The sequence below is a fragment of the Enterobacter cloacae complex sp. XAL002 genome, assembly GCF_049236805.1.
In the GTDB taxonomy this organism is placed as follows: Bacteria; Pseudomonadota; Gammaproteobacteria; order Enterobacterales; family Enterobacteriaceae; genus Enterobacter; species Enterobacter intestinihominis.
This window is the reverse complement of record NZ_JBMKJN010000009.1, coordinates 15996-39376: the sequence shown is the minus strand read 5'-3', so window position 1 is coordinate 39376 and position 23381 is coordinate 15996. Positions and strand designations below refer to the sequence as shown.

The 23381-nt window shown below is 56.9% G+C and carries 19 protein-coding genes; 7 read left to right on the top strand and 12 right to left on the bottom strand.

The features are described 5' to 3' along the window. Positions 1–9: 9 nt before the first annotated feature. The gene (locus ACOT0L_RS10595; RefSeq protein ID WP_126503657.1) at positions 10–1836 is read left to right on the top strand and encodes a chitinase; all 1827 of its coding nucleotides are present in this window, start codon (positions 10–12) and stop codon (positions 1834–1836) included. A gap of 144 nt (positions 1837–1980) precedes the next feature. On the opposite strand, the gene ACOT0L_RS10590 is transcribed toward ACOT0L_RS10595, so the two are convergent. The 8 genes from ACOT0L_RS10590 to aqpZ form a co-directional block, all read right to left on the bottom strand. After that, positions 1981–2994, bottom strand: coding sequence for an NAD-dependent epimerase/dehydratase family protein (locus tag ACOT0L_RS10590; RefSeq protein ID WP_022647600.1), 1014 nt, complete (start codon positions 2992–2994; stop codon positions 1981–1983). Positions 2995–3086: 92 nt separating this feature from the next. Continuing rightward, positions 3087–4523 (bottom strand): SDR family oxidoreductase, encoded by a 1437-nt coding sequence (locus ACOT0L_RS10585; protein WP_126503659.1) that lies wholly within the window; start codon positions 4521–4523, stop codon positions 3087–3089. A gap of 10 nt (positions 4524–4533) precedes the next feature. Further along, positions 4534–5535 carry a low-specificity L-threonine aldolase gene (gene ltaE, locus ACOT0L_RS10580; protein ID WP_063853947.1) on the bottom strand — a complete coding sequence of 334 codons (1002 nt, stop codon included), beginning with the start codon at positions 5533–5535 and terminating at the stop codon, positions 4534–4536. A 38-nt stretch (positions 5536–5573) separates the two neighbouring features. Continuing rightward, entirely contained in the window at positions 5574–7292 is a 1719-nt protein-coding gene (gene poxB / locus ACOT0L_RS10575; RefSeq protein WP_023305792.1) for a ubiquinone-dependent pyruvate dehydrogenase, read from the bottom strand. A 238-nt stretch (positions 7293–7530) separates the two neighbouring features. Beyond that, positions 7531–8499: an NADH oxidoreductase gene (gene hcr, locus ACOT0L_RS10570; RefSeq protein ID WP_023299707.1), complete on the bottom strand. Its 969-nt coding sequence runs from the start codon at positions 8497–8499 to the stop codon at positions 7531–7533. A 10-nt stretch (positions 8500–8509) separates the two neighbouring features. Further along, positions 8510–10162: a hydroxylamine reductase gene (gene hcp / locus ACOT0L_RS10565; RefSeq protein WP_126503661.1), complete on the bottom strand. Its 1653-nt coding sequence runs from the start codon at positions 10160–10162 to the stop codon at positions 8510–8512. Between the two features lie 144 nt (positions 10163–10306). Continuing rightward, a complete protein-coding gene (locus tag ACOT0L_RS10560; RefSeq protein WP_022647606.1) occupies positions 10307–11206 on the bottom strand; it encodes a lysine exporter LysO family protein in 900 nt (299 codons plus the stop codon). 176 nt (positions 11207–11382) lie between these two features. Then, positions 11383–12078 carry an aquaporin Z gene (gene aqpZ, locus ACOT0L_RS10555; protein WP_026080729.1) on the bottom strand — a complete coding sequence of 232 codons (696 nt, stop codon included), beginning with the start codon at positions 12076–12078 and terminating at the stop codon, positions 11383–11385. Positions 12079–12369: 291 nt separating this feature from the next. Between aqpZ and ACOT0L_RS10550 the strand changes: the two genes are divergently transcribed. Further along, positions 12370–14028, top strand: coding sequence for an ATP-dependent endonuclease (locus tag ACOT0L_RS10550; protein ID WP_038415767.1), 1659 nt, complete (start codon positions 12370–12372; stop codon positions 14026–14028). Here ACOT0L_RS10550 and ACOT0L_RS10545 read toward each other — a convergent pair. Further along, positions 14025–14981: a VirK/YbjX family protein gene (locus tag ACOT0L_RS10545; protein ID WP_063138164.1), complete on the bottom strand. Its 957-nt coding sequence runs from the start codon at positions 14979–14981 to the stop codon at positions 14025–14027. The two genes, ACOT0L_RS10550 and ACOT0L_RS10545, sit on opposite strands and share 4 nt — an antisense overlap. Positions 14982–15140: 159 nt before the next feature. Here ACOT0L_RS10545 and macA point away from each other — a divergent pair, with 159 nt between their 5' ends. Continuing rightward, positions 15141–16256 carry a macrolide transporter subunit MacA gene (gene macA / locus ACOT0L_RS10540; RefSeq protein ID WP_022647609.1) on the top strand — a complete coding sequence of 372 codons (1116 nt, stop codon included), beginning with the start codon at positions 15141–15143 and terminating at the stop codon, positions 16254–16256. Further along, a complete protein-coding gene (gene macB / locus ACOT0L_RS10535; protein ID WP_058676869.1) occupies positions 16253–18193 on the top strand; it encodes a macrolide ABC transporter ATP-binding protein/permease MacB in 1941 nt (646 codons plus the stop codon). Before macA ends, macB begins: the two co-directional genes overlap by 4 nt. A 70-nt stretch (positions 18194–18263) precedes the next feature. On the opposite strand, the gene cspD is transcribed toward macB, so the two are convergent. Then, positions 18264–18485: a cold shock-like protein CspD gene (gene cspD / locus ACOT0L_RS10530; protein ID WP_006174390.1), complete on the bottom strand. Its 222-nt coding sequence runs from the start codon at positions 18483–18485 to the stop codon at positions 18264–18266. A 267-nt stretch (positions 18486–18752) separates the two neighbouring features. Here cspD and clpS point away from each other — a divergent pair, with 267 nt between their 5' ends. The 3 genes from clpS to ACOT0L_RS10515 all read left to right on the top strand — a co-directional run bounded on the left by clpS (position 18753) and on the right by ACOT0L_RS10515 (position 22083). Further along, positions 18753–19073 (top strand): ATP-dependent Clp protease adapter ClpS, encoded by a 321-nt coding sequence (gene clpS, locus ACOT0L_RS10525; RefSeq protein ID WP_006174393.1) that lies wholly within the window; start codon positions 18753–18755, stop codon positions 19071–19073. Between the two features lie 27 nt (positions 19074–19100). Continuing rightward, entirely contained in the window at positions 19101–21380 is a 2280-nt protein-coding gene (clpA, locus tag ACOT0L_RS10520; protein WP_022647611.1) for an ATP-dependent Clp protease ATP-binding subunit ClpA, read from the top strand. A gap of 253 nt (positions 21381–21633) precedes the next feature. After that, entirely contained in the window at positions 21634–22083 is a 450-nt protein-coding gene (locus ACOT0L_RS10515; RefSeq protein ID WP_126503662.1) for a hypothetical protein, read from the top strand. Between the two features lie 71 nt (positions 22084–22154). Here ACOT0L_RS10515 and infA read toward each other — a convergent pair whose 3' ends face one another. Further along, positions 22155–22373: a translation initiation factor IF-1 gene (gene infA / locus ACOT0L_RS10510; RefSeq protein ID WP_002211347.1), complete on the bottom strand. Its 219-nt coding sequence runs from the start codon at positions 22371–22373 to the stop codon at positions 22155–22157. A 284-nt stretch (positions 22374–22657) separates the two neighbouring features. Then, positions 22658–23362 (bottom strand): leucyl/phenylalanyl-tRNA--protein transferase, encoded by a 705-nt coding sequence (gene aat, locus ACOT0L_RS10505; RefSeq protein WP_022647613.1) that lies wholly within the window; start codon positions 23360–23362, stop codon positions 22658–22660. Between the last annotated feature and the right edge of the window lie 19 nt (positions 23363–23381).

Below are 23381 nucleotides of genomic sequence, written 5' to 3'. Positions count from 1 at the left end.
AAAACTGAAATGAACAAAAGGACGTTACTGAGTGTACTTGTTGCTGGTGCTTGCGTTGCACCTTTTATGGCGCAGGCCGCCTCTTTGCAGGCGACCACCGGCGAGCCGTACACCATGAAAGCCAGCGATCTGGCGAAGAAAGAGCATGAGCTCACTAACTTCCCGCTGATGGCCTCCGTTAAAGAGACTATTCAGACCCTGGACAACGCGCAGGTCGAACTGATTGAGCCAGGCCGCGCGGCGAACCCAGACAACGTCAAACGCGTTGAAGGGATTGTGAAAGCCAGCGACTGGGAATATCTCTTCCCGCTGCGTGCACAGGCTTATACCTACAGCAACTTCCTGAAAGCCGTGGGTAAATTCCCGGCGCTGTGTAAGACCTACAACGACGGTCGTGACAGCGACGCTATCTGCCGCAAAGAGCTGGCGACCATGTTTGCCCACTTTGCCCAGGAAACCGGCGGCCACGAAAGCTGGCGTCCGGAAGCCGAATGGCGTCAGGCGCTGGTCCACGTGCGTGAAATGGGCTGGAGCGAAGGGCAGAAGGGCGGCTATAACGGCGAATGTAACCCGGACGTCTGGCAGGGACAGACCTGGCCTTGCGGCAAAGACAAAGACGGCGATTTCCTGAGCTATTTCGGACGCGGTGCGAAACAGTTGTCCTACAACTACAACTACGGTCCATTCTCTGAAGCGATGTACGGCGACGTGCGTACCCTGCTCGATAAACCTGAGCTGGTGGCGGACACCTGGCTGAACCTGGCCAGTGCTATCTTCTTCTTCGCCTATCCACAGCCGCCAAAACCAAGCATGTTGCAGGTGATCGACGGTACATGGCAGCCGAACGATCACGATAAAGCCAACGGCCTGGTCCCGGGCTTCGGTGTAACAACCCAGATCATCAACGGCGGCGTTGAGTGCGGCGGCCCGACTGAAATTGCGCAGTCTCAGAACCGTATCAAGTATTACAAAGAATTTGCGAACTACCTGAAAGTCCCTGTTCCGGCGAACGAAGTGTTGGGTTGCGCCAACATGAAGCAGTTTGACGAAGGTGGCGCAGGCGCCCTGAAGATTTACTGGGAACAGGACTGGGGATGGAGCGCGGATACCCCTGACGGCAAGACTTACTCTTGCCAGCTGGTGGGCTATCAGACTCCGTTCAGCGCGTTCAAAGAGGGCGACTACAGCAAGTGCGTGCAGAAGTTCTATAACGTGAATATCGTGAATGACGACGGTTCCTCGGTGACGCCGGACCAAACCCCGGTCACGCCAACGCCAACACCTTCTGAAGATGTTACGCCGGCCCCAACGCCAGCGCCAGTTCCGGATGAAACTCCGGTTGAACCTGTCGCGGTGAACCACGCGCCGGTTGCGCAGATTGCGGGCCCAATCGGTGCCGTTGAAGCGGGCGCGCAGGTTTCTCTGAGCGCGGAAGGCTCTACCGACGCAGACGGCAACAAGCTGACCTACACCTGGCGTTCTCAGGATGGCCAGACCGTCACCGGCGAAGATAAAGCGGTGGTGACCTTTAAGGCGCCTGAGTCTGCAACGGCGCAGCAGTATGAAGTGAGCCTGACCGTCAGCGATGGCGAGCTGAGCAGCACCACGTCTTACCTGCTGAACGTGAAAGCGAAAGCGGCAACGCCATCCGGAGAAGATACGTCTTACCCGGCATGGAGCGCGAACAGCAAGTACAACGCCGGTGATATCGTGAATAACCACGGTAAATTGTTCCAGTGCAAACCGTTCCCGTACAGCGGCTGGTGTAACAGTGCGCCGACGTACTATGAGCCGGGTGCAGGCCTGGCATGGGCTGAAGCCTGGACGGCTCTGTAAAAGCAAACGGCAACCCTCGGGTTGCCGTTTCAATGTTTGCACCCTCTACCTGTGGGAGAGGGCCGGGGTGAGGGCATCAGTCCGCACTCTCTGTTTTTTGCCGGGCGGCGCTGCGCTTACCCGGCCTACATGAGGCTGGAACGCTTACCGGTGTAACTTCCCGTGATCCCGCAACCACGCCGCCGTACGCACTATCCCTTCATCGAGCGAGATAATCGGTTTATACCCCAGCTCGTTCTCCGCCCGAGAAATATCCAGCGTAAAATCAAAATTGAGCTTCGACACACCGTAATGCGTCAGCGCAGGCTCTTTCGCCGATTTACTGCCAAAGCGCTCCATGCTGCGGGCAATCATGTCCAGCATCGGGTAGGGAACAGAACGGATCCGGCAGTCGATTTTTAACTCATCAATCAGCCTTTGCACAATGCTGCGCAGGGTACAGGGTTCGCCGTTGGTAATGTTATAGGCGCGGCCCGACACCAGCTTATCGCACTCCGGCTGGCTCGCCAGCCACATGGCGTGAACGGCATTTTCGTAATAGGTCATGTCTACCAGCGCATCGCCGCCGCGCGGTAACAGCACGCTGCCGTAATGGTGCATCATCTGGGCCAGTCGCGGGATAAAGACTTTGTCGTGCGGCCCAAACAGGCTCTGTGGTCGCAGCACGGTAAAGCGGGTGTGCGGATTTGACTGGGCCAGCAGGTCGATCACCTCTTCGCCAGCCGCTTTACTGCGGGCAAATTCACAGGCAAAGCGCGCAGGGCGGAAATCTTCCTGAATATCACGATGATGGTGATAATCAAAATAGAGCGACGGGGAAGAGATATGAATAAAGTTACGCACGCCCCAGGCGACGGCCCATTCGCCCAGACGGCGCGTGGCGCGCACGTTGGCGAGATCGAAGGCTTCCTGGGTACCCCACGGGGAGGTAAAACTGGAGCAGTGCCACAGCGTATCGATACCGGCAAGCATCACCTTGGCCTGAGAGGAGACCAGCTCCGTCAGGTCGGCATGGACAAACTCAGCGCCCATTTTTTGCAAGAGCTTGCCCATCGCCTCGTTGCGACCGGTGGCCCTCACGCTGATGCCTTTGTTGCGCAGAAATTCGACCGCATTTCGGCCTAAGCCGCTGGTCGCCCCGGTAACCAGTACCTTCATAACAATCCACTGTGTTGAAAAGAATTTCGTGCGCATTCTTTCGTGAATTACGATGTGTTGCAATGGGAAAGGTGAAAGAAAAAGGGTTTTATTTAATTACTTTCCCGCTTTTCTTCTGCCAGTTGCGCAATCCTTTTCGCCATTCCGCGGAAGATAAACAGGTGTGCCGGGATCATCAGCAGCCAGTAGAACAGCCCGGGCATTCCGTGCGGGTGCCACCACGCCCGAACGTCCAGCTCGCGGTGATCGCCTTTGTCTTTAAGGGTGAAGCAGAGCCGCCCCAGCCCCGGTGCCTTCATGCCAAACAGCAGCGCCAGCTGTTTTTCCGGCTCAACGATGATCACCTTCCAGCTGTCGACCGTATCGCCCACGTTCAGATACGGGGCGGCAGGACGGCCTTTTGCCAGCCGGTGACCCACCAGCAGATCCAGCGCGCCGCGCGTTTTCCAGAGGATATTGCCGAAGAAATAGCGCTCTTTGCCGCCGATCTGGTTCACAACGTCCCACAGCGCTGAGAGGCTGGCAGTGGTTTTTACCGTACAGCCCGCCTGTTTTGGGTAATAGCCGTACTCGGGCCGCCAGCGGGCAAACGCCTGCGCATCGTAGCCCCAGTCGCTGGAGTTCACCAGCTTCTCTTCTTCTTTCAGCGTATTGCGTACGGCATCGTCGAAGGGGATCAATTCCTGAGGGATCAAGGCACGCAGTTCACGATCGTCCGCCAGCAGATCGTGCTTCAGTCCCTGTATAAGCGCTTTGGCAGTCGTCGGCGGCACGGAGGTGATCACATTCAAAAACCACACCGAAATCCAGCGGGTCGGGAAGGGGACGGGCACCAGCCAGCGGCGGCGGCCACTCACCCGCATAAAATGTTCGAACTGCGCCTGATAACTCAACACTTCCGGGCCAGCCGCCTCCAGCACACGATGCGCCGCCGCCGGATGATCCAGCAATGCCACCAGATAGTGGAGTAAATTCTCCAGCGCAATGGGCGTGGTGCGCGAGCGTACCCAGCGCGGCGGTGTCAGCACAGGCAGGTTGTAGACCATATCGCGCATCACTTCGAACGCGGCGGAACCCGCGCCGACGATGATCCCTGCCCGCAGTTCGGTGACGGGGATACGGGCGCTTCGCAATGTCTCTGCCGTCAGTTGCCGGGCGCGCAGATGGTCTGACTGCTCGTTCTCAGGCGCCTGAAGCGAGCTTAGAAAGATCACCTGCTTTACCGGCGTTTGCAGCAGCGTATCACGTACGTTCATCGCCACCTGACGCTCGTGGGCGATAAAATCGCCGCCTTCGCCCATGCTGTGAACAAGGTAGTACAGCGTATCGACCCCTTCCAGCAGCGCAGGAAGCGCTTTCGGCCAGTTAAGGTCAACGTTGTGACACGTCACGCCAGGCAAATGTAGCTTTTGCAGGCGTTCCGTGTTGCGTGCCACTGCCAGCACCTGGTGCCCCTGCTGGCTTAACGCAGTGGTCAGATGCTGACCGATATACCCGCTGGCACCGAGCACCAGAATACGTTGCGGCACGGTATGCTCCTTAACGCTGTAAAAACGCCTGCCAGTGTTTCACCACCTCGGTCAACTGCTCGCGGTTAACGTCAAGATGCATCACCAGTCGCACGATCGGGGAGGCGTTGATCAGCACGCCTCGGGCTTTCATAAATTCGCCCAGCGCGGCAGCATGCTCATTGCCGACGCGGACAAACAGCATGTTGGTGTCATGACGCATGACATCAGCGCCGATTTCACGCAGCTGCGCTGCCATCCACGCCGCATTGTCGTGATCGTCTTTCAGGCGTGACACGTTATTTTTCAGAGCGTACAGTCCGGCAGCCGCCAGAATACCCGCCTGACGCATCCCGCCGCCGGTCATTTTGCGCCAGCGGTTGGCGCGTCTGATGTAGTCTGCATTGCCAACCAGCAGGGAACCTACCGGCGTGCCCAGCCCTTTTGAGAGGCAAATGGTGAACGAGTCGCAATATTGGGTGATCTCTTTCAGCTCGCAGCCGTACTCCACCACGGCGTTGAAGATACGTGCGCCGTCAACGTGCAGGCCGAGCTTGCGCTCGCGGGTAAAATCCCATGCTGCTTTCAGGTATTCGCGCGGCAGAACTTTACCGTTATGGGTGTTTTCAAGGCTCAGCAGTTTAGTGCGGGCGAAGTGAATATCGTCGGCTTTGATTTTTGCCGCGACTTTGTCCAGCGGCAGCGTACCGTCCGGCGCAGCATCGATCGGCTGCGGCTGAATGCTGCCAAGCACCGCCGCGCCGCCAGCTTCGTACAGGTAGTTATGCGCCCCCTGGCCGACGATATACTCTTCGCCGCGCTCGCAGTGGCTCAGCAGCGCCACCAGGTTAGCCTGCGTGCCGGTGGGCAGGAACAGGGCAGCCTCTTTACCGCTCAGCTCGGCCGCATAGCGCTGGAGTTCGTTGACCGTCGGGTCATCGCCGTAGACGTCGTCCCCGACCGGGGCGGCCATCATCTCTTCGAGCATGGCGCGGCCCGGACGGGTAACGGTATCACTACGTAAATCAATCATTTCACATCCCTTTCATTTAAGAGGTCTTGTGAAATGTTTTACCTGAGCCAGTTGGTTTTTGCCAGTTCGATCACTTCGTCACCGCGCCCGCTGATGATGGCGCGCAGCATGTAGAGGCTAAAACCTTTAGCCTGTTCCAGCTTGATTTGAGGCGGGATTGCCAGCTCTTCTTTGGCGACCACCACATCCACCAGCACCGGGCCGTCGATGGCGAAGGCACGTTGCAGGGCTTCGTCCACCTCTGAGGCTTTCTCCACCCGAATACCGGTGATACCGCAGGCTTCGGCGATGCGGGCGAAGTTGGTGTCGTGCAGCTCGGTGCCGTCCGTGAGGTAGCCTCCGGCCTTCATCTCCATCGCCACAAAGCCCAGCACGCTGTTGTTAAAGACCACGATTTTCAGCGGAAGCTTCATCTGCGCCACCGACAGGAAATCCCCCATCAGCATACTGAACCCGCCGTCGCCGCACATCGCCACCACCTGCCGTTCCGGTGCCGTCGCTTTTGCGCCCAGCGCCTGCGGCATGGCGTTGGCCATTGAGCCATGGTTGAACGAGCCAAGCAGGCGTCGTTTGCCGTTCATTTTCAGATAGCGCGCGGCCCAGACGGTGGGCGTACCCACGTCGCAGGTGAAGATGGCATCGTCGTCGGCGAAGTGGCTGATCTGCTGCGCCAGATACTGCGGGTGGATCGCTTTTTCGCTCGGTTTGGCGAGATCGTCCAGCCCCTTACGCGCATCGCGATAGTCGCTCAGGGCTTTATCGAGGAATTTGCGGTCCGTTTTTTCTTCCAGCAGCGGCAGGAGGGCGGCGAGGGTGGATTTAATATCGCCGATAAGCGCCATATCCACCTTGCTGTGCGCGCCGATGCTACCGGGATTAATGTCGATCTGGATAATTTTCGCATCCGTCGGGTAGAACGCGCGGTACGGGAACTGGGTGCCGAGCAGGATCAGCGTATCGGCGTTCATCATGGTATGGAAGCCGCTGGAAAAACCGATCAGCCCGGTCATGCCCACATCGTACGGGTTATCGTATTCAACGTGCTCTTTCCCGCGCAGGGCGTGCACAACTGGCGCCTTCAGCTTAGCGGCAAATTCCACCAGCTCTTTATGCGCGCCAGCACAGCCGCTGCCGCACATCAGGGCGATATTGCTGGAGTATCGCAGCAGTTGCGCCAGCTTTTTAAGCTCTTCATCCGCAGGGGTAATGGTTGGCTGTGGCGCAGAGTACCAGTGGGTGGTGGCGGTTTCAGGTGCAGCCTTCAGCGCCACGTCCCCCGGCAGCACAACCACCGAAACCCCGCGATTCAGGATCGCCTTACGCATGGCTATCGCCAGCACCTGTGGGATCTGCTCCGGCGACGAGACCAGCTCGCAGTAGTGGCTGCATTCGCGGAACAGCTCCTGAGGATGCGTCTCCTGAAAATAGCCGCTGCCGATTTCGGATGACGGAATATGTGCGGCAATCGCCAGCACCGGAACATGGTTGCGGTGACAGTCGAAAAGACCGTTGATAAGGTGCAGGTTTCCCGGTCCGCAGGAACCTGCACAGACGGCGAGTTCGCCCGTGAGCTGCGCTTCGGCACCCGCGGCAAAGGCGGCGACCTCTTCATGGCGGGTGGGCATCCATTCAATGGTCTTCATCTTGTTAAGGCTGTCGCTGAGTCCGTTCAGCGAATCGCCGGTGACGCCCCAGATACGCTTTACGCCAGCCTGCTCCAGGGTTTTCGCTATGTATGCAGCCACGGTTTGTTTCATGGTGGTCCTTCTCCTTTATGTGATATCGCTTACAAGCTTAGAAGAAAGTCACTGTATTGGCTGCCTGGTATTCCATACGCACAGGCAGTAGGCACAACGTAAGCCGGGTAAACGCAGTGTCACCCGGCAAAAAGCCCGGTGGCGCTAACGCTTACCGGGCCTACGAAGAGCCAACATGTACAAAGTAGGCCGGGTAAACGCAGTGCCACCCGGCAACAAATGGGGGCACTGCGCCAGATTATGCCAGCACCAGGTCCCCCTGCGGATGGCATGAACACGCCAACACGTAACCCTCTGCAATTTCCGCATCGGTCAGCGTCATGGTGCTGGTGACGGTGTATTCACCGGAAACCACCTTCGTCTTACAGCAGCCGCACACACCCGCGCGACAGGCTGCCGCTACCGGCACGTTATTGCTTTCGAGCGCTTCAAGCAGCGTGGTGCCCACGCGACCAAAGAAGGTCTGCGCCGGTTGCAGCTTCGTGAACTTCATCCCGCTGGTCGCCGCTGCCGCTACAGGCGTGAAGAACTGCTCTTTAAAGAAGCGGGTCACGCCGAGCGCTTTCACTTCTTTCTCCACGATCTCCATGTACGGCGCCGGGCCGCAGGTCATCACGGTACGATCCGCAATGTCCGGCACGCTTTGCAACATTTCGCGGCTCAGACGCCCCGCGACAAAACCGTGTGTCGCGTTGTGCTCAGCCACCAGGGTCACCGGATAATTTCGCCATTCCTCGGCAAAAATCACATCTTCCGGGGAACGCACGCTAAAGATCACCTGCACGTCGGCCTGAGGACGGTATTTCGCCAGCCAGCGGCGCATCGACATAATCGGCGTTACGCCACAGCCTGCCGCCAGAAGCAGGAATTTGTCTTCCTTCTTGTCGTCACAGGTGAACTCGCCCTGCGCGTCAGACAGCCAGATGTAATCCCCGCGCTTCACGTCACGGGTCAGCCACCGGGAGCCTGCGCCGTCATCAATACGACGGACGGTGAGCGTTATGTATTCGCTCACGCCCGGCGTGGAGGAGATCGTGTAGGCGCGCAGGGTATCCGCCGAATTACGCACACTCACTAGCGCATACTGACCTGCGCGGTACGGGTAGTAGTCATGGCACAGCAGCGACAGTGTCCACACATCCGGCGTCTCCTGTTGGATGTGATGAACCTGCATCCGCCACGGACATTGTGAGGTTGGCATGGTCATGAGTTACTCCTTACGCGCTCAGCAGTTGCTTCATATCATCTTCAACGTTGGTCACGGAACGCAGACCAAATTTCTCGTTCAGGATGGCCAGCAGGTCCGGCGTCAGGAAGCCTGGCGCGGTCGGCCCGGTGACGATGTTGGTCACGCCGAGAGAGAGCAGGGTCAACAGAATAACGATCGCTTTCTGCTCGAACCAGGAGAGCACCAGCGACAGCGGCAGATCGTTCACGCCGCAGCCCAGTTTCTCTGCCAGCGTGACCGCCAGAATGATGGCTGAATACGCATCGTTACACTGACCAGCATCCACCAGGCGTGGCAGACCTTCGATGTTGCCGAAGTCCAGCTTGTTGAAACGGTATTTACCGCAGGCCAGGGTCAGGATCAGACAGTCTTCCGGAACGCGGGTGGCGAAATCGGTGAAATAGTTACGTTCCCCGCGCGCGCCGTCACAGCCGCCGATCAGGAAGATGTGACGCAGTTTTTCACGGCTGACGAGGTCAATCAGGGAATCCGCCGCACCCAGCAGGGTTTCACGGCCAAAACCGACGGTGATGAGGTGCGGAATTTCGCTGTACGGGAAGCCTGCCATCTGCTGCGCCTGTGCGATAACCGGACCGAAATCATCGCCTTCAAGGTGGCTCACGCCCGGCCAGCCGACGATGCTGCGGGTCCAGATTCGGTCCTCATACGCGCCCACGGTAGGGTCGATGATGCAGTTAGAGGTCATGACGATTGGGCCAGGGAAGCGGGCGAACTCCACCTGCTGGTTCTGCCAGCCGCTGCCGTAGTTACCGATCAGATGCTTAAATTTACGCAGTTCCGGGTAGCCGTGCGCGGGCAACATTTCGCCGTGGGTATAGACGTTAACGCCGGTGCCTTCGGTCTGCTTCAGCAGGTTGTAGAGATCTTTCAGGTCGTGGCCGGAGATCAGGATGCATTTACCTTCGGTCGCTTTGACGTTGACCTGCGTCGGCGTTGGGTGACCGTAGGTGCTGGTTTCACCGGCATCCAGAATGCTCATCACTTTGAAGTTCATCTGGCCGATTTCCATCGAGCATTCCAGCAGGGCGTTCATGTCGGAAGGCCAGGTGCCCAGCCATGCCATGATTTTGTGGTACTGGGCATAAATGTCGTTGTCGTACTGGCCGAGTACGTGCGCGTGCTCCATATACGCCGCAGCACCTTTCAGACCGTACAGGCACAGCAGGCGCAGGCCGAGGATGTTCTCGCCAATCGCCGCTTTGTCTTTATTGGGAGTAAATTCGGCGGCCTGACGCTGTAGCTCGCCCAGGTCGTCGCTCACCAGCTGTAGTTCCGCCATCGGGTTGTCCACGCGGGCGCTGGCGTCGGCATTCAGGCATTGCGCTTTCAGGGCTTCACGCAGGGCAATCGCTTCGCGGGCATAGCCCACAATGCGTGGTGAATCGAAGTTAACGTTAGTCAGCGTGGAGAAAAATGCGCGCGGCGCAAAGCTGTCGACATAGTGATCGATAAGGCCATATTCACGGGCCTTGAAGGCCCAGGCGGATAAGCCTTGCAGCGCCGCAATCAGCAGGTCCTGGAGATCGGACGTTTCTGCGGTTTTGCCGCACATACCCTGCGCGTAAGAGCAGCCGTTGCCTGCCGGGGTACGGATGGTTTGTTCACATTGCACACAAAACATAATCACACCTGTTAAAGTTATATTTGAGATACATGTTTAAGGTTATGCCTGTGCCACAACGGAGAAAAGTGCTTTCTTATACTAAGTGGAGGGTTATTGATTTAGCGCAATTTTGGCGGCAGGTTCACTACCGCCAAAGCAGTATCAGGCTGAGAAGAACGCCATCAGAATGGGGACCAGCAGGCTCAGAATAAAGCCGTGTACAATAGCGGCAGGAACCATCTCCAGACCTCCCGAGCGCTGTAACACCGGCAGGGTAAAGTCCATTGAGGTGGCCCCGCACAGGCCCAGCGCGGTAGAGCGGCTGCGGCGTACCAGGCCGGGGATCAGCATGATGGCTATCAGCTCGCGCGCCAGATCGTTAAAGAAGGCGGCGCTGCCGATCACCGGACCAAACGATTCGGTCAGCAGAATACCGGAGAGCGAATACCAGCCAAAACCGGATGCCATCGCCAGGCTGGTTTTCAGCGGCAGATCGAGAATAAAGGCGTTAATCACTCCCCCCGCCATTGAGCTGGCCACAACGATAACGGCAACCATCATGCCCCGGCGGTTCAGGACAATCTGTTTCAGCGTCATGCCATTATTTCGCAACTGAATACCGATCAGGAAGAGCAGGAAAATCAGCGTATATTCGCTGGCTTCCGTAGCGTGCTGTAAAAAAGCCCATCCGGTTAGCCCCAGTAAAAAACCGAGCACCACCACGCCGCACAGCTTTAATGATTCCAGCGCCATCGCAATTCGGGAGGGAAGCTTTTCCTGATGGTGGTGATTTTTCCAGGGAATAGTGCGTTCCAGCCAGAACAGCGCGGCAATATTGCACAGCAGAATAACCACTACCGTAACCGCAGAATAATGCAGGATGGAAAGCAAGTTCGTCGCCAGATTATCCAGGAAGGCCAGGCTGATCCCCATAAAGAACAGAATGACGTAAACAATCCAGCTGAGAAAACGATTAATAAGCTTTAAGGCCGATTCATGACGCAGCGGAATAAGATAGCCCACAATCAGGGGCAGAAGAATGATGAGGAGTCCTGAGAACATGAACAGCCGGTCCTTTTGAGTATCATTTAAGCGCCAGAGACACTACCCAATAAAGGCTGTGAGGTAAAGCTACAAAAAAAGCCGGGTGGCGGCTACGCCTTACCCGGCCTACAAAGTGCACACTCACGTAGGTCGGGTAAGCTTTAGCGCCACCCGACATTACAGGCCGCACTTAATTAATCGCGTTTTTCCAGCAGGGTGCGATACAGCACGCCGCCCAGAATACCGCCAATAATTGGCATCACCCAGAACAGCCACAACTGTTCAAGCGCCCAGCCGCCCTGGAAAATAGCCACCGCGGTGCTACGTGCCGGGTTAACGGAGGTATTGGTCACCGGGATGGAGATCAGGTGGATAAGCGTCAGCGCCAGACCAATAGCAATGGGGGCAAAGCCCGCAGGCGCGTATTTGTCCGTTGCGCCGTGGATCACCAACAGGAAACCTGCGGTGAGCACAATTTCAATCACGATAGCAGACAGCATTGAGTAGCCGCCTGGAGAGTGTTCGCCGAAGCCGTTTGACGCAAATCCGCTGGCCGCGGCGTCAAACCCGGCTTTTCCGCTGGCAATGACGTACAACACCGCCGCGGCAATAATACCGCCAATAACCTGGGCAATAATATAGCCAATAATATCTTTCGCCGGGAAACGTCCGCCCGCCCATAAACCTAACGTGACGGCCGGGTTGAAATGACCGCCGGAAATATGCCCCACGGCGAATGCCATGGTTAATACGGTTAAACCGAATGCCAGCGCGACGCCGACAAATCCAATACCTAATTCCGGAAATGCGGCTGCCAGTACTGCGCTACCGCAGCCACCAAACACCAGCCAGAATGTACCAAAGCATTCTGCCGCTAATTTTCTGAACATAACCACCTCAATAATAAACGTCCGCGCCCATTCCTGCGCGCGGGTTATATCGCCATAAAGGGATGACGACTCAAAGAGCCAGTATTTTGAAACCATCAACATCCCTTCGCCACTCAAATAAATTCACTAAATTTGATTTAAGGCAATGTGATGTCAATCCTTGTTCAGAACGGAGGTAATTAGAGCATAGCCCAATAATTAAGGGGGCGTATATTCTGCTGTCGTGACCTACAGCCTGCCGCTATACTGCTGATAACTTGAAGGAAAAAGTGGCCGAAATGCGGGGGATGTATGCTACTCGAACGTGTGGAGATTGTCGGGTTTCGCGGGATTAACCGCCTGTCGCTGCAACTGGAACAGAACAACGTCCTGATAGGCGAAAACGCCTGGGGTAAATCCAGCCTGCTGGATGCCCTGACGCTGCTGCTTTCGCCCGAAGAGAACTTGTACCACTTCGTCCATGATGACTTCTGGTTTCCGCCGGGGGATGTCAACGGGCGCGAGAAACACCTGCATATCATTCTGACCTTCCGCGAATCCGAGCCCGGTCGCCATCGCGTGCGTCGTTTTCGCCCTATGTCGCCCTGCTGGGTGCCCTGTGAAGATGGGTTCCAGCGTATTTTCTATCGCCTTGAGGGCGAAATGGCGCAAAACGACGGGGTATTAACCCTGCGTGAATTTCTTGATGAGAAGGGGAATCCGATCCCGCTCGATAATATTGACGAGCTTGCCCGCCATCTGATCCGCCTCTCCCCCGTGTTGCGCTTACGAGACGCGCGCTTTATGCGGCGGATCCGTAACGGCACCGTGCCGAATATGCCTGAGGTGGAGGTGACCGCCCGCGAGCTGGATTTCCTCGCCCGTGAACTGGTCTCACGGCCGCAGAACCTCACCGACGGCCAGATCCGTCAGGGACTGTCTGCCATGGTCCAACTGCTGGAGCACTACTTCTCCGAGCAGGGAACGGGGCAGGCGCGCCACCGCCTGATGCGCCGCCGCTCGCACGACGAGCAACGAAGCTGGCGCTATCTCGATATTATCAACCGCATGATCGACCGCCCCAACGGGCGCACGCATCGGGTGATCCTGCTGGGATTATTCTCCACGCTTTTACAGGCGAAAGGGACGGTGCGCCTGGATCGGGACGCGCGCCCTCTGCTGCTGGTGGAAGATCCGGAAACGCGGCTGCACCCGATTATGCTTTCCGTGGCGTGGCATCTTCTTAATCTGCTGCCGTTGCAGCGTGTCACCACCACGAATTCCGGCGAGCTGCTCTCCCTGACGCCGGTGGAGTATGTCTGCCGCCTGGTGCGTGAATCCTCGCGGGTCACCGCCTACCGGCTCGGGCCTGGCGGGTTAAATGCCGAAGATGGCCGACGCATTGCGTTTCATATCCGTTTTAACCGTGCCTCTTCCCTGTTTGCCCGCTGCTGGTTGCTGGTGGAAGGGGAAACCGAAACCTGGGTGATAAACGAGCTGGCGCGCCAGTGCGGACACCACTTTGATGCCGAAGGCATCAAAGTGATCGAATTTGCTCAGTCTGGCTTAAAGCCGCTGATCAAATTTGCGCGCCGGATGGGGATAGAGTGGCACGTGCTGGTGGATGGCGATGAGGCGGGTAAAAAATATGCGGCGACCGTGCGTAGCCTGCTCAATAACGATCGGGAAGAGGAGCGGGAACATCTGACCACGCTGCCCGCGATGGACATGGAGCACTTTATGTACCGCCAGGGATTTGACGACGTCTTTCACCGCGTGGCGATGATCCCGGTGGATGTGCCCATGAATATGCGTCGGGTGATTGCCAAAGCTATCCATCGGTCGTCAAAACCGGATTTGGCCATTGAAGTCGCGACGGAAGCGGGCAGGCGGGGCGTGGAGTCGGTGCCCACGCTGCTGCGTAAAATGTTCTCCCGCGTCCTCTGGCTGGCACGCGGGAGAGCCGATTAACGGGCAGTCGCCTGCGATACCTGTTGGAGCAGGCTATCAAGCAGGATATAGCGGCGGCGGTACTCGGATCGTTTTTTACTCGCAATCTCTTCCATCGGTTTGCGTGGCATGGTCAGTGGCAGGGCAAAGTTGCCGTTCTCCTGCTGCTGTCCGCCAAGGGAGCGCCAGAAGCTGTCATAGTCAGCCAGCAATTTTCCCTCTTTTTTCTTGCGATAGCGCCAGCTGCGGTAGATGTGGGTGGCGTTACTCACCGCGAGGATCTGCTCGACGGGGAAGGCGCCTGCCAGCGTCATGACCGCTTCAACCAGCAGACGTTTTGGGAACAGTCCGTGACAGGCTTTGGTCGCCAGCTGAATGTGCTCGTGCGGGACATGCGCTTTCGCCCCCTGCATTCCGCCGATGAAGAGCGTTGACTTGCCCTGGTATTTGCACAGCGTAAAGGTCAGCTCGGCCAGCACCGTGTTCTGGTGGTCGCAAAAAGTGAGGGTCGCTTCCCCTTCTTTGTCCAGAAACGCATCCGCGCTCAGGCGAACGCTAAACTGCTGCTCCTCTTTGCCCGTTAACGTCACCAGCGTGATGCCCTGGCTGGAAAGGTAGCCGTTCAGCAGTGACGCCGGAAGATGGCGGCTCATCATCTGATAGTGATTGTCCAATGCGTCCAGCGTATTCTGACGGCCCATATTGACGGTCAGCCACGGTCGGTGCAGGCGGCACGGCAGGCCGGGCTGCACGCGCAGGATCTGCATCAGACGGGGCTGTTTTGCAAGGTTTCCGAGCAGGCGCGCAGTGGTGAACGGCGTTGCCAGCGAGCGCAGCATAAACTTACGTCGATAGGCCGGATTTTGCCACGCCAGCCCCGGCGTGAGGGAACCCGATGCCAGGCTTTTAAACAGTTGCCAGCCCGATTTAGGCTGGGACAGCGTTGAATAAGGTGTATCGACGATGGAAGACATGTTAGATCCTGCTTCTGGTGGAATTTCGCTATTTCAGCAGGCGCTTTATCAACATCGGGTAAACAATTCCCGACGATTACGGGGATCGGGGGTTTCGTTGAGGAGTGGTTTAGATAAAATCAACGGTGATGATAGCCAGAACAATTATTTGGAATATTTATGAACCTGAAGGGAAAACGCAGAAAGCTGTTTCTGCTGCTGGCGGTAGTGGTGTTAGCAGGCGGATTCTGGTTATGGAAGGTACTGAACGCGCCGGTACCACAGTATCAAACGCTGATTGTTCGTCCGGGCGAGCTGCAACAAAACGTGCTGGCGACGGGGAAGCTGGATGCCCTGCGTAAGGTTGACGTGGGCGCGCAGGTCAGCGGTCAGCTTAAAACCCTGTCGGTTGAGATTGGCGATAAGGTTAAAAAAGGCCAGTTGCTGGGCGTGATCGATCCTGAGCAGGCGCAAAACCAGATCCGCGAGGTGGAAGCGACGCTGATGGAGTTGCGCGCGCAGCGCGCTCAGGCTCAGGCGGAGCGTAATCTCGCTCAGGTCACCCTGTCGCGCCAGCAGGCGCTGGCGAAAACGCAGGCCATCTCGAAACAGGATCTGGACACAGCCGCCACGGAGCTGGCGGTGAAGCAGGCGCAGATTGGCACCATCGATGCGCAAATCAAGCGGAATCAGGCCTCGCTGGATACGGCGAAAACCAACCTCGATTACACGCAAATCGTTGCGCCAATGGCCGGGGAAGTGACGCAGATAACCACCCTGCAAGGCCAGACGGTCATCGCCGCGCAGCAGGCGCCGAACATCCTGACCCTGGCGGATATGAGCACCATGCTGGTGAAAGCCCAGGTATCTGAAGCGGACGTCATTCACCTTAAGCCGGGGCAGAAAGCCTGGTTTACGGTGCTGGGCGATCCGCAAACCCGCTATGAAGGGGTGCTGAAAGATATCCTGCCGACGCCGGAGAAGGTCAACGACGCCATCTTCTACTATGCGCGTTTTGAGGTGCCTAACCCGCAGGGCGTGCTGCGTCTGGACATGACCGCTCAGGTGCATATCCAGCTGACCGGCGTGAAAAACGTGCTGACGGTTCCGCTCTCCGCGCTGGGCGAATCCGCCGGGGACAATCGCTACAAGGTGAAAGTGCTGCGCAACGGTGAAACCCGCGAGCGGGAAGTGGTGATTGGCGCACGTAACGACACCGACGTGGTGGTGGTAAAAGGGCTGGAAGAGGGTGAGGAAGTGGTCACCAGCGAAAGCCTGCCTGGAGCCGCGCAATGACGGCGCTGCTTGAGCTGAATGACATTCGTCGCAGCTATCCGTCCGGCGACGGGCCGGTGGAGGTGCTGAAAGGCATCTCCCTGCGCGTTGAAGCCGGTGAAATGGTGGCGATTGTCGGGGCATCAGGCTCGGGTAAATCAACGCTGATGAACATTCTCGGCTGTCTGGATAAGCCTACCAGCGGCACCTATCGCGTGGCCGGGACGGATGTTTCCACCCTGGACGGCGACGCGCTGGCGAAGCTGCGTCGCGAGCATTTTGGCTTTATCTTCCAGCGTTACCATCTGCTTTCACACCTGAGCGCGGCGCAGAATGTGGAAGTGCCAGCGGTGTATGCGGGCGTCGAGCGCAAAAAACGCCTCGAACGCGCGAAGGCGCTGTTAACGCGTCTTGGGCTGGCGGAGCGTGTTGATTATCAGCCTTCGCAGCTTTCCGGCGGTCAGCAGCAACGCGTGAGTATTGCCCGCGCGCTGATGAACGGTGGGCAGGTGATCCTCGCCGATGAGCCAACCGGTGCGCTCGACAGCCATTCCGGTGAAGAGGTGATGGCGATCCTGCATCAGCTTCGCGATCAGGGGCATACGGTGATTATCGTCACCCACGATCCGCAGGTGGCAGCGCAGGCGGAACGCATTATCGAGATCCACGACGGCGAGCTGGTCAGCAACCCGCCGCCACGTCAGTCCAGAGCGGCGGCGCCGAAAGAGCCGCTGCCGGCCGCAACCGGCTGGGGCCAGTTTTCCAGCGGTTTCCGCGAGGCGCTGACCATGGCCTGGCTGGCGATGGCGGCCAACAAAATGCGCACTCTGCTGACCATGCTTGGCATCATTATTGGTATTGCCTCAGTGGTGTCGATTGTGGTGGTGGGCGATGCGGCGAAACAGCTGGTGCTGGCAGATATTCGCGCCATCGGGACTAACACCATCGACGTTTACCCCGGCAAAGATTTTGGCGACGACGAGCCGCAGTATCAGCAGGCGCTGAAGTATGACGATCTGGCGGCTATTCAGAAGCAGCCGTGGGTGAACTCCGCCACGCCTGCCGTCTCGCAAAACCTGCGTCTGCGCTACGGCAACATCGACGTGGCGGCCAGCGCTAACGGCGTCAGCGGAGATTACTTCAACGTCTACGGCATGACCTTCAGCGAAGGGGCGACCTTCAACGCTGAACAGCTGGCGGGCAGGGCGCAGGTGGTGGTGTTAGACGCTAACTCCCGCAGGCAGCTGTTCCCGAATAAGACCAATGTGGTGGGGGAAGTGATCCTCGTAGGCAACATGCCAGCGACAGTGATCGGCGTGGCGGAAGAGAAGCAGTCGATGTTCGGCAGCAGCAAAATCCTGCGCGTCTGGCTGCCGTACACCACCATTTCCGGGCGCATCATGGGGCAGTCCTGGCTTAACTCTATTACCGTTCGAGTGAAGGAGGGCTACGACAGCGGGCTGGCGGAACAGCAGCTGGAGCGGCTGTTAACCCTGCGCCACGGGAAAAAGGATTTCTTCACCTGGAATATGGATGGCCTCTTGAAAACGGCGGAAAAGACCACACGTACTCTTCAGCTGTTCCTGACGCTGGTGGCGGTGATTTCGCTGGTCGTCGGCGGGATAGGGGTGATGAACATTATGCTGGTGTCGGTGACCGAACGTACGCGGGAGATCGGCATCCGCATGGCGGTCGGAGCCAGAGCCAGCGACGTGCTGCAGCAATTTTTGATTGAAGCGGTGCTGGTGTGTCTGGTGGGCGGTGCGATGGGGATTGCGCTCTCGATGATGATCGCCTTTGCGCTCCAGCTCTTCTTACCGGGCTGGGAGATTGGCTTCTCGCCGATGGCGATCCTGACGGCGTTTTTATGTTCCACCTTCACCGGTATTCTGTTCGGCTGGCTACCGGCGCGAAACGCGGCGCGGCTGGATCCGGTGGATGCGCTGGCGCGCGAATAACCCGAAAATAAAAATGCCAGCCGATCGGGCTGGCATTTTGCCTGCAGGGTGTACACAATGAATCAGAGAGCTATGCAACCGCTTCTGCTTCAACGGGGACGATCAGACTGGCATGATTGCCTTTTGGCCCCTGGTGTACATCGAACCGGACGGACTGCCCGGCTTTGAGCGTCCTGTAACCATCCATCTGAATGGTGGAATAGTGAGCGAAGATATCCTCGCCGCCGCCTTCGGGGCAAATGAAGCCAAACCCCTTGGCGTTGTTGAACCACTTAACAGTACCCATTTCCATGCTTCGACATCCTTCGTAAATCTTATAAATTAAGATGGAATGAACCGGTGGTGGAGTGGGGGCTGTTCAAAACCTCGCCAACTCACGCTTGTACAATTTAGAGAAACGGAAGAAGCCGTCAAGCGTTTGGCGCTGGAGTTGGGACAATAATCAACCAAAATTTGAGGCAGTTAACGCTATTGCAACAGTTTGTGACAGACATCGCGGATGACAGTAATAGATGATTGTTATCTAACATCTGAGGTAGATTCAAAGTGGTTATGCATAATGGGTAAGACCAACGATTGGCTGGATTTTGACCAGCTGGCGGAAGATAAAGTGCGCGACGCGCTAAAACCGCCATCTATGTATAAAGTTATGTTAATGAACGATGATTACACGCCGATGGAATTTGTTATTGACGTGCTACAAAAGTTCTTTTCTTATGATGTTGAACGTGCAACGCAACTGATGCTTACCGTTCATTATCGTGGCAAAGCGATCTGCGGCATCTTTACTGCCGAAGTAGCGGAAACCAAAGTAGCGATGGTGAACGACTATGCAAGGGAGAACGAGCATCCGTTGCTGTGTACGCTGGAAAAGGCCTGATAAGGCATAAAATTGGGGGAGGTGCCTATGCTCAATCAAGAACTGGAACTCAGTTTAAACATGGCTTTCGCCAGAGCGCGTGAGCACCGACATGAGTTTATGACCGTCGAGCATTTGCTGCTCGCACTGCTTAGCAACCCATCTGCCCGCGAAGCGCTGGAAGCCTGCTCCGTGGATCTGGTGGCGCTACGTCAGGAACTCGAAGCCTTCATCGAACAAACCACACCGGTGCTGCCAGCCAGTGAAGAAGAGCGCGACACACAGCCGACGCTCAGCTTCCAGCGCGTGCTGCAGCGCGCGGTTTTCCACGTCCAGTCTTCCGGACGTAGCGAAGTGACGGGCGCCAATGTGCTGGTCGCCATCTTCAGTGAGCAGGAGTCCCAGGCGGCCTACCTGCTGCGTAAACACGAAGTCAGCCGGCTCGACGTGGTCAACTTCATCTCTCACGGAACGCGAAAAGACGAGCCTAACCAGGCATCGGATCCCAGCGGACAGATCAACAGCAATGAAGAGCAAGCAGGCGGGGAGGATCGTATGGAAAACTTCACCACCAACCTTAACCAGCTTGCTCGCGTTGGCGGTATCGACCCGCTGATTGGCCGCGACAAAGAGCTGGAGCGTGCCATCCAGGTGCTGTGCCGTCGCCGCAAGAATAACCCGCTGCTGGTGGGGGAATCTGGCGTGGGTAAAACCGCGATTGCCGAAGGTCTGGCCTGGCGCATTGTGCAGGGCGACGTGCCGGAAGTGATTGCCGACTGCACCATCTACTCGCTGGATATCGGCTCGCTGCTGGCGGGCACCAAATACCGCGGTGATTTTGAAAAACGTTTCAAAGCGCTGTTAAAACAGCTGGAGCAGGACACCAACAGCATCCTGTTTATCGATGAGATCCACACCATCATCGGCGCAGGCGCGGCTTCCGGTGGTCAGGTAGATGCCGCCAACCTGATCAAACCGCTGCTCTCCAGCGGCAAGATCCGCGTGATGGGCTCTACGACGTACCAGGAGTTCAGCAACATCTTTGAGAAGGATCGTGCGCTGGCGCGTCGTTTCCAGAAAATCGACGTAACCGAGCCGTCGGTTGACGAAACGGTGCAGATCATCAACGGCCTGAAAACCAAGTACGAAGCGCACCATGACGTGCGTTACACCGCGAAAGCGGTGCGTGCGGCGGTGGAGCTGGCGGTGAAATACATCAACGATCGTCATCTGCCGGATAAAGCGATCGACGTGATTGATGAAGCGGGTGCGCGTGCGCGCCTGATGCCAGCGAGCAAGCGTAAGAAAACCGTGAACGTAGCGGATATCGAGTCCGTGGTGGCCCGTATCGCACGTATCCCTGAGAAGAGCGTCTCTCAGAGCGACCGTGATACGCTGCGCACCCTCGGCAATCGCCTGAAAATGCTGGTCTTTGGTCAGGATAAAGCCATTGAGGCCTTAACCGAAGCGATCAAGATGGCCCGTGCTGGCCTGGGGCATGACCACAAGCCTGTCGGTTCCTTCCTGTTCGCCGGCCCGACCGGTGTGGGTAAAACAGAGGTAACGGTGCAGCTCTCCAAAGCGCTGGGCATTGAGCTGTTGCGCTTTGATATGTCCGAGTATATGGAGCGTCACACCGTCAGCCGTTTGATTGGTGCGCCTCCGGGCTACGTGGGCTTTGACCAGGGCGGCCTGCTCACCGACGCGGTGATCAAGCATCCGCACGCGGTCCTGCTGCTCGATGAAATCGAGAAAGCGCACCCGGACGTGTTCAACATCCTGTTGCAGGTGATGGACAACGGGACGCTGACCGATAACAACGGGCGCAAGGCCGATTTCCGCAACGTGGTGCTGGTGATGACCACCAACGCCGGGGTACGTGAAACCGAGCGCAAATCCATCGGCCTGATCCATCAGGATAACAGCACCGATGCGATGGAGGAGATCAAGAAGATCTTCACGCCGGAGTTCCGTAACCGTCTGGACAACATTATCTGGTTCGATCACCTGTCTACCGAGGTGATCCATCAGGTGGTGGATAAGTTCATCGTCGAGCTGCAGGTTCAGCTGGATCAGAAAGGCGTGTCGCTGGAAGTGAGCCAGGAGGCCCGCAACTGGCTGGCTGAGAAAGGCTACGACCGTGCGATGGGTGCCCGTCCGATGGCGCGCGTGATTCAGGACAACCTGAAGAAACCGCTGGCGAACGAGCTGCTGTTTGGATCGCTGGTTGACGGCGGCCAGGTGACCGTGGCGCTGGATCAGGCGAAGAACGAACTGACGTACGATTTCCAGAGTGCGGCGAAGCACAAGCCGGAAGCGGCTCACTGAGTTGAAAGGTAAAAGCAAAACGGCAACTTCGGTTGCCGTTTTTTTTGTTTGCTCCCTCTCCCAGTGGGAGAGGGCTGGGGTGAGGGCATCAGGCCGCAGAGGAATTTTGCGAGGCGCTTTCCAGTTTCTTTCGAAGTCAGTTGCTGGATAAATCTACAGTAATAAAATGGCGTCGCACCTGCAAAATCGGGTGCCGGGATTGGCGTCCTGAAAGTGTGTGCACAGACAATCTTGCGTGCATAAAGGATTACATATGACTAATATTAATAGCTTCGCCCAGCTCTACACCGAACTCTCCCTCAACCCCGATCTCCCAACCCTGGCCGAGCGCTGCAAGCTGCTCACCGAAATCCTTCTCGACTGCAAATCTCTCCCACAAACGCAGCCCGTTTGCCGCTGTCTCGGAGCTTATCTGGAAGAGGTAAAATCCGGCCTCACAGAATCCATGCGTGATTTTCAGGTGGTGGAATTTGAGGACGAAGCGGAACAGCCGCGACAAACGGAGTGGTTGCTGGAAGATACAGAAACGAAATGTGACTACTGCCGGGCGTTAAACCACGTGCTGCTGGTTTCGCATTTTGACCGCGATATGTTGCCGCACCTGACGGGACTGTTGCATGACATTACCCACGCGATAGCTGAAGATTTAATCGTACCCATGAACCCGTGCATGACAATACATCTGCCGACACAGCCACACTAAGGCCATAAATAAAAAAGGCCGGGATTGTCCCGACCTTTTAAATATTCATCTGCCATTACAGGCGAAAACAATTAGCGACTACGGAAGACAATGCGGCCTTTGCTCAGGTCGTACGGGGTCAGTTCAACAGTCACTTTGTCGCCCGTCAAAATGCGGATATAGTTTTTGCGCATTTTACCGGAGATGTGCGCAGTTACCACGTGACCGTTTTCCAGTTCTACGCGAAACATGGTATTAGGCAACGTATCAAGTACGGTACCCTGCATTTCAATATTGTCTTCTTTGGCCATCTAATCCTCTGGGGTATCACTACCAAGTTTTGAACCGGCAAGATAATGCCGAAATTCATCAATTAAGTAAAGAATTGCGCGTTTAAAACGCAGCAAAACAATTTCAGCGTATTGCCCAAGCGTCACGGTACAACCGAACGGAAAGCGCATTCGTAAAGGGGATACGACAGGATAAACGTCAGGACGTTATCTGAAGCGAGGGTCCCAAACGGCGGCGGGGCAACAGGCAGAAGCTACTCTGCGGCGTAATTATAACACCCTCATAAAAAATATGCGGAAAACATTTAGGCATTGGGCATAAAGAGCATTCTGGGAACCCAAAAATCGCGCGGAAGAGTCTCCAGTCGGCACTGTTCAAGGTGTTCGATATAGCGTCGGCGGGAAATTTCAACCGCGCCGAGCGAGGCGGTGTGCTCATTCAGCACCTGACAATCCATCAGTTGTCCGCCGCGTTGGGCAAATTCCTGGCTAAAAACCAGCAGCGCGGTTTTCGACGCATTCGTGGCGCGGGAGAACATCGACTCGCCGCAGAACAGCGTGCCCTGCGCCACCCCGTACATCCCCCCAACGAGGTCATCATCTTTCCATACTTCGATGGAGTGCGCGTAGCCCAGCTCATGAAGCTGGTGGTAGGCGATAATGATATCGCGGGTTATCCAGGTGCCTTCATGACGATCTTCAGCGCAGCCTTCGATTACCTGCCCGAAGGCGTGATTGAGCGTGACGCGATAGGGCGAATTTGCGTGAAAACGTTTCATGCTGCGGCTCAGGTGAAACTGCCCGGGCCACAGCACGGCTCGCGGGTCCGGAGACCACCATAAAATCGGGTCGCCGGGAGAAAACCACGGGAAGATGCCGCGCTGGTAAGCCATTAAGAGACGCGCCGGGCTGAGATCGCCGCCCAAAGCCAGCAATCCGTTAGGTTCACGCAGCGCCCCCTCCGGAGAAGGGAACGCAATATTATGGCGAGAAAGCTGCACCAGGCGCATGACAACAGAACTCCAGTAC

What these genes read in the sequence shown, in the direction of transcription:
- clpA (WP_022647611.1), top strand. Translation starts at nt 19,101, where the DNA reads ATGCTCAATCAAGAACTGGAACTCAGTTTAAACATGGCTTTCGCCAGA.
- poxB (WP_023305792.1), bottom strand. Translation starts at nt 7,292, where the DNA reads ATGAAACAAACCGTGGCTGCATACATAGCGAAAACCCTGGAGCAGGCT.
- ACOT0L_RS10545 (WP_063138164.1), bottom strand. Translation starts at nt 14,981, where the DNA reads ATGTCTTCCATCGTCGATACACCTTATTCAACGCTGTCCCAGCCTAAA.
- cspD (WP_006174390.1), bottom strand. Translation starts at nt 18,485, where the DNA reads ATGGAAATGGGTACTGTTAAGTGGTTCAACAACGCCAAGGGGTTTGGC.
- ltaE (WP_063853947.1), bottom strand. Translation starts at nt 5,535, where the DNA reads ATGATTGATTTACGTAGTGATACCGTTACCCGTCCGGGCCGCGCCATG.
- ACOT0L_RS10590 (WP_022647600.1), bottom strand. Translation starts at nt 2,994, where the DNA reads ATGAAGGTACTGGTTACCGGGGCGACCAGCGGCTTAGGCCGAAATGCG.
- macB (WP_058676869.1), top strand. Translation starts at nt 16,253, where the DNA reads ATGACGGCGCTGCTTGAGCTGAATGACATTCGTCGCAGCTATCCGTCC.
- aat (WP_022647613.1), bottom strand. Translation starts at nt 23,362, where the DNA reads ATGCGCCTGGTGCAGCTTTCTCGCCATAATATTGCGTTCCCTTCTCCG.
- macA (WP_022647609.1), top strand. Translation starts at nt 15,141, where the DNA reads ATGAACCTGAAGGGAAAACGCAGAAAGCTGTTTCTGCTGCTGGCGGTA.
- ACOT0L_RS10560 (WP_022647606.1), bottom strand. Translation starts at nt 11,206, where the DNA reads ATGTTCTCAGGACTCCTCATCATTCTTCTGCCCCTGATTGTGGGCTAT.
- infA (WP_002211347.1), bottom strand. Translation starts at nt 22,373, where the DNA reads ATGGCCAAAGAAGACAATATTGAAATGCAGGGTACCGTACTTGATACG.
- ACOT0L_RS10550 (WP_038415767.1), top strand. Translation starts at nt 12,370, where the DNA reads ATGCTACTCGAACGTGTGGAGATTGTCGGGTTTCGCGGGATTAACCGC.
- ACOT0L_RS10595 (WP_126503657.1), top strand. Translation starts at nt 10, where the DNA reads ATGAACAAAAGGACGTTACTGAGTGTACTTGTTGCTGGTGCTTGCGTT.
- aqpZ (WP_026080729.1), bottom strand. Translation starts at nt 12,078, where the DNA reads ATGTTCAGAAAATTAGCGGCAGAATGCTTTGGTACATTCTGGCTGGTG.
- hcp (WP_126503661.1), bottom strand. Translation starts at nt 10,162, where the DNA reads ATGTTTTGTGTGCAATGTGAACAAACCATCCGTACCCCGGCAGGCAAC.
- ACOT0L_RS10515 (WP_126503662.1), top strand. Translation starts at nt 21,634, where the DNA reads ATGACTAATATTAATAGCTTCGCCCAGCTCTACACCGAACTCTCCCTC.
- hcr (WP_023299707.1), bottom strand. Translation starts at nt 8,499, where the DNA reads ATGACCATGCCAACCTCACAATGTCCGTGGCGGATGCAGGTTCATCAC.
- clpS (WP_006174393.1), top strand. Translation starts at nt 18,753, where the DNA reads ATGGGTAAGACCAACGATTGGCTGGATTTTGACCAGCTGGCGGAAGAT.